The sequence below is a fragment of the Streptomyces sp. NPDC012474 genome (genome assembly GCF_042955185.1).
Lineage (GTDB): Bacteria > Actinomycetota > Actinomycetes > Streptomycetales > Streptomycetaceae > Streptomyces > Streptomyces cahuitamycinicus.
Genome location: NZ_JBIBEP010000020.1, coordinates 12,199 through 27,632, shown reverse-complemented (window position 1 = coordinate 27,632; position 15,434 = coordinate 12,199). Strand labels below are relative to the sequence as shown.

13 protein-coding genes are annotated in these 15,434 nt (G+C 72.4%); 10 read left to right on the top strand and 3 right to left on the bottom strand.

From position 1 onward, the window contains the following. The first annotated feature begins 51 nt into the window (after nucleotides 1–51). Nucleotides 52–636, top strand: a complete 585-nt coding sequence (locus ACFY9S_RS33040; RefSeq protein WP_391135826.1) for a hypothetical protein — start codon at nucleotides 52–54, stop codon at nucleotides 634–636. A 273-nt stretch (nucleotides 637–909) separates the two neighbouring features. Here ACFY9S_RS33040 and ACFY9S_RS33035 read toward each other — a convergent pair whose 3' ends face one another. Further along, entirely contained in the window at nucleotides 910–2,283 is a 1,374-nt protein-coding gene (locus tag ACFY9S_RS33035) for a diaminopimelate decarboxylase (RefSeq protein WP_391135824.1), read from the bottom strand. A gap of 126 nt (nucleotides 2,284–2,409) precedes the next feature. Between ACFY9S_RS33035 and hutU the strand changes: the two genes are divergently transcribed. The 4 genes from hutU to hutI are packed head-to-tail and all read left to right on the top strand — an operon-like array spanning nucleotide 2,410 to nucleotide 7,980. Continuing rightward, the gene (hutU, locus tag ACFY9S_RS33030) at nucleotides 2,410–4,074 is read left to right on the top strand and encodes a urocanate hydratase (RefSeq protein ID WP_391135821.1); all 1,665 of its coding nucleotides are present in this window, start codon (nucleotides 2,410–2,412) and stop codon (nucleotides 4,072–4,074) included. Between the two features lie 29 nt (nucleotides 4,075–4,103). Then, on the top strand, nucleotides 4,104–5,306 hold the full coding sequence (locus ACFY9S_RS33025; protein ID WP_391136147.1) for an allantoate amidohydrolase: 1,203 nt from the start codon (nucleotides 4,104–4,106) through the stop codon (nucleotides 5,304–5,306). Further along, complete coding sequence (locus ACFY9S_RS33020; protein ID WP_391135819.1) at nucleotides 5,297–6,688, top strand: formimidoylglutamate deiminase; 1,392 nt, start codon at nucleotides 5,297–5,299, stop codon at nucleotides 6,686–6,688. The genes ACFY9S_RS33025 and ACFY9S_RS33020 overlap by 10 nt, the downstream gene beginning before the upstream one ends. Then, complete coding sequence (gene hutI, locus ACFY9S_RS33015) at nucleotides 6,685–7,980, top strand: imidazolonepropionase (protein WP_391135816.1); 1,296 nt, start codon at nucleotides 6,685–6,687, stop codon at nucleotides 7,978–7,980. The genes ACFY9S_RS33020 and hutI overlap by 4 nt, the downstream gene beginning before the upstream one ends. Nucleotides 7,981–8,120: 140 nt before the next feature. On the opposite strand, the gene ACFY9S_RS33010 is transcribed toward hutI, so the two are convergent. Next, entirely contained in the window at nucleotides 8,121–9,047 is a 927-nt protein-coding gene (locus tag ACFY9S_RS33010) for an RNA polymerase sigma factor SigF (RefSeq protein ID WP_180989549.1), read from the bottom strand. A 238-nt stretch (nucleotides 9,048–9,285) separates the two neighbouring features. On the opposite strand from ACFY9S_RS33010, the gene ACFY9S_RS33005 reads away from it, so the two are divergent. From ACFY9S_RS33005 to ACFY9S_RS32990, 4 genes are all read left to right on the top strand, one after another. Next, on the top strand, nucleotides 9,286–9,663 hold the full coding sequence (locus ACFY9S_RS33005; protein ID WP_102909382.1) for an STAS domain-containing protein: 378 nt from the start codon (nucleotides 9,286–9,288) through the stop codon (nucleotides 9,661–9,663). A 255-nt stretch (nucleotides 9,664–9,918) separates the two neighbouring features. Further along, nucleotides 9,919–10,473, top strand: coding sequence for an ATP-binding protein (locus ACFY9S_RS33000; protein ID WP_391135811.1), 555 nt, complete (start codon nucleotides 9,919–9,921; stop codon nucleotides 10,471–10,473). Nucleotides 10,474–10,750: 277 nt separating this feature from the next. Next, nucleotides 10,751–11,446 carry an LPXTG cell wall anchor domain-containing protein gene (locus ACFY9S_RS32995; protein WP_391135808.1) on the top strand — a complete coding sequence of 232 codons (696 nt, stop codon included), beginning with the start codon at nucleotides 10,751–10,753 and terminating at the stop codon, nucleotides 11,444–11,446. A 128-nt stretch (nucleotides 11,447–11,574) separates the two neighbouring features. Beyond that, nucleotides 11,575–12,576 (top strand): hypothetical protein, encoded by a 1,002-nt coding sequence (locus ACFY9S_RS32990; protein WP_391135805.1) that lies wholly within the window; start codon nucleotides 11,575–11,577, stop codon nucleotides 12,574–12,576. A gap of 146 nt (nucleotides 12,577–12,722) precedes the next feature. Here ACFY9S_RS32990 and ACFY9S_RS32985 read toward each other — a convergent pair whose 3' ends face one another. Continuing rightward, nucleotides 12,723–14,228 carry an oligopeptide:H+ symporter gene (locus ACFY9S_RS32985; protein WP_391135802.1) on the bottom strand — a complete coding sequence of 502 codons (1,506 nt, stop codon included), beginning with the start codon at nucleotides 14,226–14,228 and terminating at the stop codon, nucleotides 12,723–12,725. A gap of 516 nt (nucleotides 14,229–14,744) precedes the next feature. On the opposite strand from ACFY9S_RS32985, the gene ACFY9S_RS32980 reads away from it, so the two are divergent. Next, nucleotides 14,745–15,422: a response regulator transcription factor gene (locus ACFY9S_RS32980; protein ID WP_102909389.1), complete on the top strand. Its 678-nt coding sequence runs from the start codon at nucleotides 14,745–14,747 to the stop codon at nucleotides 15,420–15,422. Nucleotides 15,423–15,434 lie beyond the last annotated feature (12 nt).

The following is a 15,434-nucleotide window of genomic DNA, read 5'->3' as shown; positions in this document are numbered from 1 at the left end:
GTCGCTACCGTATGTCTCCCCGAGGCTTTGGAGACCGGACGGAGGCTGGACGTGACACGCGGAGGACAGGGACTGGCCCGGGTGGCCGTCGTCGTACGGGCGGGGGCGGCCCCGCTGTGGTGGCTGGGTGTTCTCGCGGCGGGCATCGGCCTGCTCACACCGGGCCTGACCGGACGCCGCATCGGCGTTCTGGCCGGGGCGGCGCTGTTCCTCCTGGCGACGGCGGCGGTGGCCCGCGGACGCCGCAAGCGTTACGCGGCCCTGGCCGCCGCCGCGTCCCGGGCCGGCAAGCACGACGTGCTCCAGGACCGAGCGGTCACGGTACGCAACTGGCGCCGGGGCAACCGCTGGTGGCTCCTGCTCGCCTTCCTCGCCGCCCTCGGCAGCGCCGTCGTGACCCCGGCGGCCGGCGGCATGCTGCTGGCCGGCTGTGGGGCGGGCCTCTTGCTGAAATCGGCCTGGCTGGGCCGCCGGGAGCAGGCCGACGAGGCGTTGCTGTGGGTGCGCGTGGACTGGCTGCGCGGGGGAGCGGCCCACCCGGCCGGCAAGCAGGTGAGGGCGTACCGCAGCACGGGCATCGCGGCAGGGGACGCGGCCCCGGGAGGCGCCCGAAGGAAATCCCCGGCGCTGGTGTGATCCGGCGGCGGTGCGCGGCCCTGGAGGCGCGGGGAACTGCGCGACGAGCCACGACGCACCGGCGGCCGGCGGTCCGTGGATTCGGTCGCAGTGGGTGTGGCCCGCCAGTGGTTGGCATACCTGGGGGCGCGGGGAACTGCGCGACAAGCCACGACGCACCGGCGGCCGGCGGTCCGTGGATTCGGTCGCAGTAGGTGTGGCCCGCCAGTGGTTGGCGCACCTGGGGGCGCGGGGAACTGCGCGACAAGCCACGACGCACCCGCGGCCGAAATCCTACGGAACCTCCCACGGCGCCCGCGTCAACGCATCCACCTGCGCCCCACCCGACTCGGCGACGACCTCCTCCACGGTCTGCGCCCCCCGCACCACCGCGAAGCGCCCGCCCGGCCCGAACCCGTACACCCCGGGCCGCACCAGCGAGTTGTACCCGTAGTGATGCGCGAAGTAGTACGCCCCGGTGTCCAGCGCCGCCGCGTAGTCCCCCTGCTCCAGCAGCGGCATGGACCGGGCCTCCGCCAGCAGGTCCCCCGCGAAACAGGCCGGCCCCGCGACGTCCTGCACCACGACGGGCCCCTCCTTCGGCCGCCCCTTCGCGTCGTACGCGGAGATCCGCAACGGCCAGCTCCCCGGCGCGTACACCGTCCGCGCGGCCACCTGCACCCCGGCATGCGTCACCGCCACCGCCCGCCCGCCGGAGGCCTTCGCGTACTCGACGCGCGCCACCACCGTCCCGTGCTTCGCCAGCAGTGACCGCCCGAACTCGGTGACCAGCCCGTACCGTCCGTCGAACAGCCCCGGCACCTCCCCGGCCAGCAGCCGCGCGTACCGCGCGTACGTCGGCGTCGTCGCGTCCGACGCGAAGTTCACCGGCAGGCCGCCGCCGATGTCGAGGGTGTCGACCTGCCGCCGCCCGGCCCGCCGGTTGATCTCCTCCGCCAGCGCGTACGTCTCCGCCACGCCCCGCGCCATCAGGGACAGCGGGATGCCCTGGGACCCGGTGTGCGCGTGCAGCCGGGTCAGCCACGGCCGGTCCAGATACGCCTGGACGACCCACTCCCGGGCACCCTCGTCGCGCAGCGCCACCCCGAACTTCGAGGTGGCCGTCGCCGTCGACAACGCCTCGATGGAACCCCCGCCGAGCTGCGGGTTCACCCGGATGCCGAGAGGGGAGCGGCTGGGCCGTGACCGCATCAGGGTGTCGATGCGATCCAGCTCCTGGGGATTGTCGGCGTTGACGGCGATGCCCAGGGACAGCGCCTCGCGCAGCTCGGCCGGGGTCTTCGCGGGGGAGTCGAGCACCGTCATCTCGACCGGCATGCCCGCCGCCCGCGCCAGGGCCAGCTCACCCGGGCTCGCGACCTCCGCGCCGACGCCCTCCTCCCGCAGCAGCCGCAGGACCGGCACCAGCGGCGTCGCCTTCACCGCGAAGGCGTGCAGCACGGGCGTGCCCGGCGCCACCACCGCGGCGAACGCCGCCCGCAGCCGAGCCGCCGACTCCCGGATGCCGGTGACGTCCAGCAGCCCGACGACGGGGCTGCCGGGTCCGAGCAGCCCCTGCTCCACGGCGGCCCGCACCGCCTCGTCCCGCCGGGCCGCCCGGCGGGCCCCGGTGTCGTCCGCCTCTTCCGCCTCGATGTGTGTGCCCATGCATCCAGCCAAACATCCACGGCACCGCCGCGCCGACGCCCCGACGTATTGACTAGCTCTATTCATGAGGCCAGGATGTGAATAGAAGCAGCAACATCCGCTGGGAGCACCCTCAGGAGGCCGACCATGCCAGGACCCCGCCCCGTCCGAGCGCCGCGCGGCACGGAACCGAGCGCCCTGGGATGGCAGCAGGAAGCCGCCCTGCGGATGCTGCAGAACAACCTCGACCCGGAGGTCGCCGAGCACCCCGACAAGCTCGTCGTCTACGGCGGCACCGGCAAGGCGGCGCGCGACTGGCGCTCCTTCGACGCGATGGTGCGCACCCTGAAGGGGCTGAAGCAGGACGAGACCATGCTGGTCCAGTCCGGCCGCCCCGTCGGCGTCATGCAGACCCACGAGTGGGCCCCGCGCGTCCTCATCGCCAACTCCAATCTCGTCGGCGACTGGGCCAACTGGGAGGAGTTCCGCCGCCTCGAACACCTCGGCCTGACCATGTACGGGCAGATGACCGCGGGCTCCTGGATCTACATCGGCACCCAGGGCATCCTCCAGGGCACCTACGAGACCTTCGCCGCCGTCGCCGCCAAGAAGTTCGGCGGGACGCTGGCCGGCACCATCACCCTGACCGCCGGCCTCGGCGGCATGGGCGGCGCCCAGCCGCTCGCCGTGACCATGAACGACGGTGTCGCGATCTGCATCGACTGCGACCCGCGTGCCATCGAGCGGCGCATCGAGCACCGGTACCTGGACGTGAAGGCCGACAGCCTGGACCACGCCCTGAAGCTGGCGACCGAGGCACGCGACGCCCGCCGCCCCCTCTCCATCGGAGTCCTCGGCAACGCGGCCGAGCTGCTGCCGCAGCTCCTCGCCATGGGTGCCCCCATCGACATCGTGACCGACCAGACCTCGGCCCACGACCCGCTCGCCTATCTGCCCCTGGGCACCGCCTTCGAGGACATGGCCGACGCCGCCGCCAAGGACCCGGCCGGCTTCACCACCCGGGCCCGCGAGTCCATGGCCCGGCACGTCGAGGCCATGGTCGGCTTCATGGACGCCGGCGCCGAGGTCTTCGACTACGGCAACTCCATCCGCGGTGAGGCCCAGCTCGCCGGATACGACCGGGCCTTCGCCTTCCCCGGCTTCGTCCCCGCCTACATCCGGCCCCTGTTCTGCGAGGGCAAGGGCCCGTTCCGCTGGGCCGCCCTGTCCGGCGAGGCCTCCGACATCGCCAAGACCGACAAGGCGATCCTCGACCTCTTCCCGGAGAACGAGTCCCTCGCCCGCTGGATCAAGCTGGCCGGAGAACGCGTCCGCTTCCAGGGCCTGCCCGCCCGGATCTGCTGGCTCGGCTACGGCGAGCGGGACAAGGCCGGTGAGCGGTTCAACGACATGGTCGCGAGCGGGGATCTGGCCGCGCCGGTCGTCATCGGCCGCGACCACCTCGACTGCGGTTCCGTCGCGTCCCCCTACCGGGAGACCGAGGCCATGCTCGACGGATCCGACGCGATCGCCGACTGGCCGCTGCTGAACGCCATGCTGAACGTCGCCTCCGGGGCGTCCTGGGTGTCGATCCACCACGGCGGCGGCGTCGGCATGGGCCGGTCGATCCACGCGGGGCAGGTGACCGTGGCCGACGGCACGCCCCTCGCGGGCGAGAAGATCCGCCGCGTGCTCACCAACGACCCCGGCATGGGAGTCATCCGGCACGTCGACGCCGGATACGACATCGCGGAGTCGGTGGCGGGGGAGCGGGGCGTCCGCGTCCCGATGCGCGAGGGTGACCCGGCGTGACCCAGGACACCGGCAGCTCCTTCCACCGGATGTGGCGCGAGCTGCTCCCCCTCGGGCGGCACCCCGCCTCCGGCGGGTACCGGCGGTTCGCCTGGACCGGGATCGACGGCGAATGCCGGGCCTGGTTCGAGGACCAGGCCCGCTCACGCGGCCTCGCCCACGAGGTCGACCGGAACGGCAACCAGTGGGCCTGGCTGGGTGACCCCGCCGAGGGCGACGCCGTCGTCACCGGGTCCCACCTCGACTCCGTACCGGACGGCGGCGCCTTCGACGGCCCCCTCGGGGTCGTGTCCGCCTTCGCCGCGCTGGACGAACTGCGCGGCCGACAAGCCCGCTTCACCCGCCCCCTCGGCATCGTGAACTTCGGCGACGAGGAGGGCGCCCGGTTCGGCCTCGCCTGCGTCGGGTCCCGGCTCACCGCCGGGCAGCTCACCCGCGAGCAGGCGCACCGGCTCACCGACGGCGACGGCGTGACACTGCCGCGCGCCATGGAGGCCGCCGGACACGACCCGGACGCCATCGGGCCGGACCCCGAACGGCTCGCCCGCATCGGCGCCTTCGTCGAACTGCACGTCGAGCAGGGCCGGGCCCTCGACCTGTCCGGCGACCGGGTCGGCATCGCCAGTGCCATCTGGCCGCACGGCCGGTGGCGCTTCGACTTCCGCGGGGAGGCCAACCACGCCGGCACCACCCGGCTCGCCGACCGGCGCGACCCCATGCTGTCGTACGCCGAGACCGTCCTCGCCGCCCGGCGCGAGGCCGAACTCGCCGGAGCCGTCGCCACCTTCGGCAAGATCGCCGTGGAGCCCAACGGCGTCAACGCCATCCCCTCCCTGGTGCGCGGCTGGCTCGACTCCCGTGCCGAGGACCAGGCGAGCCTCGACACCGTGGTCGGCGGCATCGAGAAGGCGGCCCGGCAGTACGCGGACGCGCACGGCATCGACCTCGACGTCGTCCGTGAGTCCTTCACCCCCGTCGTCGAGTTCGACCACGCCCTGCGCGACGAACTCGCCCGCATCCTCGGCACGGACACCGGCCTCACCGTCCCCGTACTGGGCACCGGCGCCGGACACGACGCCGGGATCCTCTCCGGGAGCATCCCGACCGCCATGCTGTTCGTGCGCAACCCCACCGGCGTCTCCCACTCCCCGGCCGAGTCCGCGCGTGAGGACGACTGCGTGGCCGGGGTACTCGCACTCGCCGACGTACTGGAAGGACTGGCGTGCAGGTGACGACAGCCGCCCCGCGGACGTACTGGCTGGAGCACGCCTGGCTCGGCACCCTCCCGCAAGCGCCCGGCTCCGCTCGCGCAGGGGGGACCCCCATCGAGCCGGGCGTCGCCCTCGACGTCCGGGACGGCCGCATCACCGCCGTCCGCACCGGCACCCCCGCCCCGCCCCCCGGCGCCGAGGTCCTGCGCGGACTCACCCTCCCCGGCCTGGCCAACGCCCACTCCCACGCCTTCCACCGCGCCCTGCGCGGCACCGTCCAGGTCGGCTCCGGAACCTTCTGGACCTGGCGCGAGGTCATGTACGCCACGGCCGCCCGGCTGACCCCGGACCGCTACCACGCCCTGGCCCGCGCCGTGTACGCCGAGATGGCCCTGGCCGGCATCACGGCGGTCGGCGAGTTCCACTACGTCCACCACGCCCCCGGCGGCACTCCCTACGCCGACCCCAACGCGATGGGCGAGGCCCTCATCGCTGCCGCCGCCGAAGCCGGGATCCGCATCACCCTCCTCGACACCGCCTACCTCTCCTCCGGCTTCGGGCAACCGCCCACCACCCAGCAGCTCCGCTTCTCCGACGGGGACGCCGAGGCCTGGGCCGCACGCTCTGCACTTCTCAAGGAACGGGATCACGCACGGATCGGCGCGGCGATCCACTCCGTACGGGCCGTGCCCGCCGACCAGTTGGAGACCGTCGCACGGTGGGCCGAGGAGCGGCGGGCGCCGCTCCATGTGCACCTGTCCGAACAGACCGCCGAGAACGAGGCGTGCCTGGAGGTCCACGGCTGCACCCCGGCCCAGCTCCTCGCCCTGCACGGCGTCCTCGGACCGCGCACCACGGGTGTCCACAACACCCACCTCACCGCGCAGGACATCTCCCTCCTCGGCGGCAGCGGCACCGGCACCTGCATGTGCCCGACCACCGAGCGGGACCTCGCGGACGGCATCGGGCCGGCCGCCGCCCTCCAGAACGAAGGCTCGCCGCTCTCCCTCGGCTCCGACAGCCACGCCGTGATCGACCTGCTCGAAGAGGCGCGGGCCATGGAGCTGAACGAGCGGCTGCGCACCCGCACCCGCGGTCACTGGACGGCGGCGGCCCTCCTGCGGGCGGCCTCGGCCGACGGCCACGCGGCCCTCGGCTGGGACGACGCGGGCGCCCTGGAACCCGGCGCGCTCGCCGACTTCACCACCATCGCGCTCGACTCGGTCAGGACGGCAGGGCCGCTTCCGCGGCTCGGGGCCGAGACGGCCGTATTCGCCGCGTCGGCAGCAGACGTGTCGCATACGGTCGTGGCAGGGCGGCACGTCGTGCGGGACGGGGCCCACTCCCTCGTACCGGATGTGCCGCGAGCCCTCGCGGACGCCGTCGAAGCCCTGCGCGGATGACCCCGGGCCGCCCACCCGCGCGGCCCGGCTCCGCCCCCGAACCCGACCCCACCGCCGACCAGGCCACCAAGGACGCCATGAGCAACGCGACGACCGTCAGCCCCGCCCACTCCGCGAGCACCGCAAGCACGCTCATCACCAACATCGCAGCCCTGGTCACCAACGACCCCTCCTCCGGTGACGGTTCCCCCCTGGGACTGATCCAGGACGCGGCCGTCGTCATCGAGGGCGACCGCGTCGTGTGGACCGGTGATCACAGGAAAGCACCCGCCACTGACAATCGGGTCGACGCCGGTGGCCGGGCGGTCCTGCCCGGCTTCGTGGACTCCCATTCCCACCTCGTCTTCGCGGGCGACCGGACGCAGGAGTTCAACGCCCGGATGTCCGGGCGGCCCTACGGCGCGGGCGGCATCCGCACCACCGTCGCGGCCACGCGGGCGGCGAGCGACGAGGAACTGGAGGCCAACCTCACCCGTTACCTCCGCGAGGCCCTGCGCCAGGGCACCACCACCTTCGAGACCAAGTCCGGCTACGGCCTGACCGTCGAGGACGAGGCCCGCGCCCTGCGCATCGCCGCCGCCCACACCGACGAGGTCACCTATCTCGGCGCCCACATCGTGTCGCCGGACCACGCCGAGGACCCGGCCGGCTATGTCGCCCTGGTCACCGGCGAGATGCTCGACGCCTGCGCCCCGTACGCCCGCTGGATCGACGTGTTCTGCGAGAAGGGCGCCTTCGACGGCGACCAGGCCCGCGCGATCCTCACCGCCGGCAAGGCCCGGGGTCTGCACCCACGCATTCACGCCAACCAGCTGTCGTACGGCCCCGGCGTGCAGCTCGCGGTCGAGCTCGACGCCGCCAGCGCCGACCACTGCACCCACCTCACGGACGCGGACGTGGACGCCCTGGCCGGCAGCCGTACCGTCGCCACCCTGCTGCCCGGCGCCGAGTTCTCGACGCGGGCCCGGTGGCCGGACGCGCGGCGGCTGCTGGACGCCGGTGTCACCGTCGCGCTGTCCACGGACTGCAACCCCGGTTCGTCCTTCACCTCGTCCGTCCCGTTCTGCGTCGCGCTGGCCGTACGGGACATGGGGATGACGCCGGACGAGGCGGTGTGGTCGGCCACGGCGGGCGGAGCGGCGGCCCTGCGGCGCACCGACATCGGCCGCCTCACACCGGGTGCGTACGCCGACCTGACGCTCCTCGACGCCCCGAGCCACGTCCACCTGGCCTACCGGCCCGGCGTCCCGCTGGTCAGCGGGGTGTGGCGGCGCGGAGAGCGCGTGATGTGATCAGCGGAGCCGCGACAGCCGGGCGGGGTGCCTCTCCGGCTGCTGTGGTCCGTCGCGGTGAGCCGGGAACCACCGGTGACACGCGCCCGGGGGCGGGCCGTGCGGCCCGCCCCGAGGGACACGTACACCCTGGCCGAGGATCACTCCTCGACGGTCAGCCCCTTGCGCAGCCGTACCAGCGTCCGCGACAGCAGACGCGAGACGTGCATCTGCGAGATGCCGAGTTCTTCGCCGATCTCCGACTGGGTCATGCCGGCGACGAACCGCAGGGACAGGATCTTGCGGTCGCGCGGCGGCAGTTCGGCTATCAGTGGCTTCAACGACTCGACGTACTCGATGCCTTCGAGCCCGTGGTCCTCGTAGCCGATGCGGTCCGCGAGCGCGCCCTCGGAGTCGTCCTCCTCCGGCTGGGCGTCCAGCGAGGAAGCGGTGTAGGCGTTCGACGCGGCCATGCCCTCGACGACCTCGTCGTTGGAGAGGCCGAGGCGATCGGCCAGTTCGGCCACCGTCGGGGCGCGGTCCAGCTTCTGGGCCAGCTCGTCCCCGGCCTTGGCCAGGTCGAGCCGCAGCTCCTGGAGCCGCCGCGGAACGCGCACGGACCACGAGGTGTCGCGGAAGAAGCGCTTGATCTCACCGACGATCGTCGGCATCGCGAACGTGGGGAACTCCACACCGCGGGAGAGCTCGAAGCGGTCGATCGCCTTGATCAGGCCGATGGTGCCGACCTGGATGATGTCCTCCATCGGCTCGCTGCGGGAGCGGAAGCGGGAGGCGGCGAACTTGACCAGCGCGAGGTTCAGTTCGACGAGCGTGTTGCGGACGTACGAGTACTCGTGGGTCCCTTCCTCCAGCGTCTCCAGACGCTCGAAGAGGGTCTTGGACAGGGCCCGGGCGTCGACCGCGCCGACTTCCTCGTACGGGGGGATGTCCGGAAGTCCGGCGAGAAGGCCGTCCTGTGTGACGAGCATCTCGTCCTGCCCGATGGGATCCAGATGTTCCGCAGGGGGTGTCGACGTCGCTTTCTGGGTACGCGATGCGTCGAGCCGGGGTGACATGATGTCCTCCATCGTTCTCGGCATATGGCTGCCGGAGCCGTTAGGTGCACTGCGGTGTGCGGCGCCTCCAAAGCCGGCCGTGTCGGGTACGTGTCCTTACTAGGCCTACCCGCTTTCCCGAGCCCACCGCAAGTGCGTTCTGTGGGCATATGTCCGTTTGTGTGTAGTTGTTCGGGTGTCGAAGCGTGCTGGGAAGGCGTAGTGTGCGAGGGCGTCAGCAACCACCTCGACGTCGGGAGAGAGAGACGGCATGGACCGCGGGACGGTCGGCAGCGCACAGTCTGGCCGGCTTCTGGTGGAGGTGCGGGAAGAGGGCTCCAACGCCGTCGTGACCCCGGCGGGTGAGTTGGATCACCACACCGCCGATCTGTTGCGTGAGCCACTCGAAGACTGCCTCGCCAAGGGATTCAAGCGCCTGGTCATCGATTGCGCGCGGCTGGAGTTCTGCGACTCCACGGGGCTCAACGTGCTCCTCGGGGCGCGGCTGAAGGCGGAGGCCGCCGGTGGCGGCGTCTCGCTCGCCGGCATGCAGCCGGTGGTGGCGCGCGTATTCGAGATCACGGGCGCGGATGCGGTCTTCAGCGTCCACGACTCGCTCGAGGCGGCCCTGGCCGACGAGCCGGGCTGACCGGCGGTGTGTCGGTGCGCGGCGCCTCGGACATCCCCCTGTGGCCGGTGTGTCGGCCCTGTCACGTCATTCGTGCGGAATACATGGGTGTCCCACTCGTCCGCCAGGGCAGGAGACATCCTGAACCTGTCGGTCGCCAGGGCGACGGTGGCGCCGCGGAACCGACGCGCCGCGCACAGCGTGACCGACGGTGTGACCGACCGTGTAGTGGATTTTTTGAATCGTGAACTGGTGAATCGGTGAGGTGAAGCGCTGATGAGCACCACCCGGCCTTACCCGCCGGGCGACCGCGGGCCGGAGCCCGGCGGCGCTTCCGGGGCGTCCGAGGGTGGCGTAGCGGCGGCCGGTGCGTCCGGCGAGGGAGTGGGTGCGCCGTCCGGGGCCGTGGCACCGCCGGGGGGCCCGCAGGTGCGCCGGCTGAGCTTCGAGGACGAGAGCGGCGTCGTTCCGCTGGCCCGCGACTTCACCCGCCAGGCGCTGTACGCGTGGGGCTGGCTGCCCGCCGCCTCCGCCGACCGGCGCGCCGCCGCCGAGGATGTCCTGCTGGTCGTCTCCGAGCTGGTCACCAACGCCTGCCTGCACGCCGAGGGGCCGGACCAGCTGCGCATCACCTGCGACAACAAGGTGATCCGCGTCGAGGTCGCGGACCGCGGCACCGGCCAGCCGGCCCCCCGCACCCCGCACCGAGCGGGACGCCCGGGCGGTCACGGCATGTTCATCGTCCAGCGCCTGTGCCTGGACTGGGGCGTCGTCCGTACGCCGGGAGTCTCCGGTAAGACGGTCTGGGCGGAACTGGGCGCACCCGCCTGACAGCGGGCAGCTCCCGATGTCGGGTAGCTCTCCTGTTTTTCGGGCATCCCGCGCTGTCCCGGACGTACCAGCACGATTCTGTGCATACCTGTCTGATCTTGTGCAGGCCTGTCGGATTCCCGACAGGCGCGACCACCCCTGGTGCCTCCGAACGGGTGACCGTCCCGCCGCAGATCCGGCCCGCACTGTGTCTTCCTTCCTCAAGGCCCCAGGCGTACCTTGGCGGCCCTGTCCGATTACCTGATGCACCGTCAGGAACAGGAAGGGGAGCGGCACCGTGTCGTACCGGAAACGAACCGCCGTGCTCGCGTCCGCCGCGGCCCTGGCCGGCTCGGCGGTGTGGATGGCCGCCCCCGCCGCCCGGGCCGAGGTCGTCGACGTCAACTACCAGTGCAAAACCCCGATCGGCGACAAGAGTGCCGTCTCGCCCATCGACATCAAGGGTGTCAGGAGCGGCGGCGGCTACCGGATCACCATGTCCTGGCAGAAGGGCGTCTCCTCCAGCCCCGTCGAACTGGGCAAGGGCGCGATGACGCCGAGCGCCACCATCGCCCTGGGCGGCGCCGACAGCGGCACCCTGTCGGTGACCGGCCCCGCCAACGACGCCGCGATCCCGGCCAACACGCCCATCAAGATCAGCGACCTGAGCGGCACGTACACGCCGAAGAAGAGCGGCCAGGTCACCTTCACGGCCGGTGTGCTCACCATCAAGGCGCTCGGTACGACGACCACGTGCACTCCGACGAACGACCCGGGCCCCTCCCTCACCCTCGACGTCACGGCCGGCGGTGGCACCACCGGCTCCGCCCAGGGCGGCGGCTCCGGCCCGGACAGCGGTGCCGGACTTCCGCAGACCGGGCCCGAGGACTCGGCCATCGCCCTCGGCACCCTCGGCGGCACGGTCCTGCTCGCCGGGGCGGCAGGCGCCCTGTGGCTGACCCGACGTCACCAGGGGCCGGGGGCGGGCCGTTGACCGCCGGTCGGGGTGGGTCGTCGACCGCACCGCCGGTCAGGGTGGGTTGACCGCCAGGTGGGCCGTTGACCGCCGAACGCCCTTTCCGGCAGGTGTACCGCTGAGCGCAACGACCGCTGGAGCCGCCGATGCCGCCCGCCTTCCGTCCTGCGTACGGGTCACTGCCGATTCTGCTGGCGCTGCTGCTCGTCCTGGCGGGCGCCGGGCCCGCCGGGACGGTGGAGCGGCCCGTGGTCGAGCTGTCCGCGTCCCAGGCCGGGACGGGCGGTTCCGTCACCGTCAGCGGCAGCGGCTGGCGGCCCCGCGCCCTGCTGACGCTGCTCGTGTGCGGGCAGGCCGAGCCGGAGCGGGGCGTGACCGGCGGCACCAACTCCTGCGCCAACGCCGACGGCCGGGCCGTCACCACCGACGCGGAGGGGCGCTTCCGCCGTGAACTGCCCGTCGTGGAGCCGCCGGTGCCGTGTCCCTGCGTGGTGCACGTGGCGACCGTGACGGGGGCGGGAGCAGGGGCGGGGGCCGAGGCCGACGCGGCCCTCCAGGTCGCCGGGCACGCCGTCGAACCGCTGCCCGCGGACGCGGCCGGAGGGCGGCTGTCCCTGCTCGCGGACACGAGGCTGCGGGGATCCGGCGGTCTGCTCACCTGGTTCGGCTCCCCGCCCTCCCGGACGCTCGTGGTCACCGTCGGCAACGTCGGCACGTCCCCCGTGCGCGACCCGGTCTTCCAGGTCGGCACCTCGCACGGCGTGTTCGCCCCCGAGTGGCAGGACCAGCGCTGGCGGGGCACGATCCGGCCCGGCGGCAAGGCCCGCATCGAGCTGCCCGTGGAGCTCGGAGCAGGAGCGCACGGCGACTACACCGTGTCGCTGAAGTACGGCGGCAAAGTGCTCGCCGAACACCCCTGGGGCGTGGGCCGCCCCTGGGGGGTGACGCTGTTCTGGGTCCTCGTCCTGCTGGTCGTCCCGGCGGCGCTGTTCCGTGCCGCGCTGGCCGTGGTCGACCGGGTGCACCCGCGCCGCCCCGGCCACGCGGCCCGGCCGGCCCGCCGTATGCGGCTGCCCGCCGCCCGCGGGTCCGCGGCCCCGACCTGGTCCGCGCCGGAAGCCGACCGGTCCGCGGCGCGAAGGCCATGACGAAGGGCCGCCGCACCTGGGGGTGCGGCGGCCCTTCGCCTTGAACGGTGGCCCGGTGGCCGGTGAACCGGTGTCGTGTGATCCGGTGGCCCGGTGACCGGGCGACCGGGGACCGGCGGTCGGCGACCGGTGACCCGGTGAAGGTGTCAGTGGACGTCGCCCATCATGGCCTTGACCTTCTTGCGGTACATGTACACCGCGAAGCCGGCGACCACGGCAAGCGCCGCCTCCAGCGCCACGAAGCCCGTCCGGTCGAGGTTGACCCCGCCGACGGCCGGGTTGGACAGCAGCGCGGTGACGGAGTCGCCCGCGGTGACCGCGAGGAACCAGACGCCCATCATCTGCGAGGCGTACTTCGCCGGCGCCATCTTCGTCGTCACGGACAGGCCCACCGGCGACAGGGTCAGCTCACCGACGGTCTGCACGAAGTAGATCGCGACCAGCCACATCGCCGCGGCCTTGTGACCGCCCTCGGCGATCGACAGCGGGGCGAGGAAGAGGAAGAACGACGCACCCACCAGCACCAGCCCGGAGGCGAACTTCACGATGGTGCTCGGCTCCTGGCCGCGCCGGTTGAGCCACAGCCACAGCCAGGCGAAGACCGGCGCCAGCGCCATGATCAGGACCGGGTTGACCGACTGGTACCAGGAGACCGGGAACTCCCAGCCGAAGACGGTGTTGTCGGCGCTCTTCTCGGCGAACAGCGACAGGGTCGAGCCGCCCTGGTCGTAGATCATCCAGAACACGGCGGCGGCGACGAAGAACCAGATGTACGCCGATACCTTCGAGCGCTCGCCGGAGTCGAGGTCCTTGTCGCGCAGGATGCGGGTGATGACCAGGATCGGCACGATCAGGCCGAGCAGCGTCAGCGGGATGAGAGCCCAGTTCAGGGTGAAGTGGCCGGTGCCGCCCACCAGGCCGTAGAAGACCACGGCGACGGCCAGCCAGATCAGGCCCTTGCGCAGGGTGGACGCCTTCTCGGCGGGCGACAGCGGGGTCGGGACCTCGCTGCTCCTCGCGTCCAGGTGACGGCTGCCCAGCAGGAACTGCAGGAGGCCCAGCGCCATGCCGACCGCGGCCAGCGCGAAGCCCAGGTGCCAGTCGACGCTCTCGCCGACGGTTCCGATGACCAGCGGCGCGATGAAGGCGCCGAGGTTGATGCCGATGTAGAAGACCGTGAAGCCGCCGTCGCGGCGCGGGTCCTCCGGGCCGTCGTAGAGGTGGCCGACCATCGTGGAGATGTTGGCCTTCAGCAGGCCGGAACCGACGGCGACCAGGCCCAGGCCGACGTAGAAGCTCGCGGCGGCGGGCAGCGCCAGGCACAGGTGGCCGAGCATGATGACCACGCCCGCGACGGCGACCGTCTTGCGGGGCCCGAGCACACGGTCGGCGAACCAGCCGCCGGGCAGGGTGAGCAGGTACACCAGCGACAGGTACACGGCGTAGATCGCCGTCGCCGTGCCCGCGCTCAGGTGCAGGCCACCCGGGGCCACCAGGTACAGCGGGAGCAGGGCCCTCATGCCGTAGTAGGAGAAGCGCTCCCACATCTCGGTCATGAACAGAGTGGCCAGTCCGCGGGGGTGGCCGAAGAAGGTCTTCTCGGAACCGGGGGTGCCCGGTCGGGCCGAGTCCTTCGTCAGGCTGGACGCCATGGTCGTTCCTTGCTGCTCGGGACGCGCCCCGCGGCAGCGGTGGTGCGCCCGGTGGGGGGCTGCCGGCACCGGTGGGTACGGCCGTCCGTCCGACGCCTACGGGGGGTCCGCTCCGGGTCACGGAGCGGTGGGCGGTCGCCACCGGGATCCACGCCTCTACGCGCGTCCCCGCACGACGAGGCCCGGCCACAGGTCGTTTCTCTCGGGGGCCGGCGAGAACCGGCCCGCACACAAAAGAGACCTTCAGGGCACATGGCCTCCGAAGGTCGCCGTGGTGCTACAGGCGTCGATTCACCATACGGCAGGACACCGCCGCATATGGAAGGACTTGAGACACGGATCACAGGTGGAGGGGGAGCCGTACACGCTGATTCCAAGGTCCTTACTTCAATCTCACCTCTAAGGCACAGGTCTGTACGTCTACCCCGGCAACGTAAGAAGCGGGTGTGCCTACGGTAAGAATCAAGGCTTCCGGTCACACCCCGGCTCAGGGCGTCGCAGGTCTACCATCACCTCATGACCCGTGTACTGCTCGCCGAGGACGATGCGTCCATCTCGGAGCCGCTGGCCCGCGCCCTGCGCCGGGAGGGCTACGAGGTCGAGGTCCGCGAGGACGGACCCACCGCTCTCGACGCCGGACTGCAGGGGAGCATCGACCTGGTCGTGCTCGACCTCGGCCTGCCCGGCATGGACGGCCTGGAGGTGGCCCGCCGCCTGCGTGGCGAAGGCCACGCCATCCCGATCCTCATCCTGACCGCGCGCGCCGACGAGGTGGACACCGTCGTCGGGCTCGACGCGGGCGCCGACGACTACGTCACCAAGCCGTTCCGGCTCGCCGAGCTGCTCGCGCGCGTGCGGGCCCTGCTCCGGCGCGGCGCCAGCGAGCCGCAGCAGCCGCCCGCCACCCACGGCGTGCGCATCGACGTCGAGTCCCACCGTGCCTGGATGGGCGAGGAGGAGCTCCAGCTCACCGCGAAGGAGTTCGACCTGCTGCGGGTGCTGGTGCGCGACGCGGGCCGGGTCGTCACCCGCGACCAGCTCATGCGGGAGGTCTGGGACACCACCTGGTGGTCGTCGACCAAGACCCTCGACATGCACATCTCCTGGCTGCGCAAGAAGCTCGGCGACGACGCGGCCAACCCCCGCTACATCGCCACCGTGCGCGGTGTGGGTTTCCGTTTCGAGAAGAGCTGAGCCGCGGGCAGG

What these genes read in the sequence shown, in the direction of transcription:
- ACFY9S_RS33035 (WP_391135824.1), bottom strand. Translation starts at nt 2,283, where the DNA reads ATGGGCACACACATCGAGGCGGAAGAGGCGGACGACACCGGGGCCCGC.
- hutU (WP_391135821.1), top strand. Translation starts at nt 2,410, where the DNA reads ATGCCAGGACCCCGCCCCGTCCGAGCGCCGCGCGGCACGGAACCGAGC.
- ACFY9S_RS33025 (WP_391136147.1), top strand. Translation starts at nt 4,104, where the DNA reads ATGTGGCGCGAGCTGCTCCCCCTCGGGCGGCACCCCGCCTCCGGCGGG.
- hutI (WP_391135816.1), top strand. Translation starts at nt 6,685, where the DNA reads ATGACCCCGGGCCGCCCACCCGCGCGGCCCGGCTCCGCCCCCGAACCC.
- ACFY9S_RS33010 (WP_180989549.1), bottom strand. Translation starts at nt 9,047, where the DNA reads ATGGAGGACATCATGTCACCCCGGCTCGACGCATCGCGTACCCAGAAA.
- ACFY9S_RS33005 (WP_102909382.1), top strand. Translation starts at nt 9,286, where the DNA reads ATGGACCGCGGGACGGTCGGCAGCGCACAGTCTGGCCGGCTTCTGGTG.
- ACFY9S_RS33000 (WP_391135811.1), top strand. Translation starts at nt 9,919, where the DNA reads ATGAGCACCACCCGGCCTTACCCGCCGGGCGACCGCGGGCCGGAGCCC.
- ACFY9S_RS32990 (WP_391135805.1), top strand. Translation starts at nt 11,575, where the DNA reads ATGCCGCCCGCCTTCCGTCCTGCGTACGGGTCACTGCCGATTCTGCTG.
- ACFY9S_RS32985 (WP_391135802.1), bottom strand. Translation starts at nt 14,228, where the DNA reads ATGGCGTCCAGCCTGACGAAGGACTCGGCCCGACCGGGCACCCCCGGT.
- ACFY9S_RS32980 (WP_102909389.1), top strand. Translation starts at nt 14,745, where the DNA reads ATGACCCGTGTACTGCTCGCCGAGGACGATGCGTCCATCTCGGAGCCG.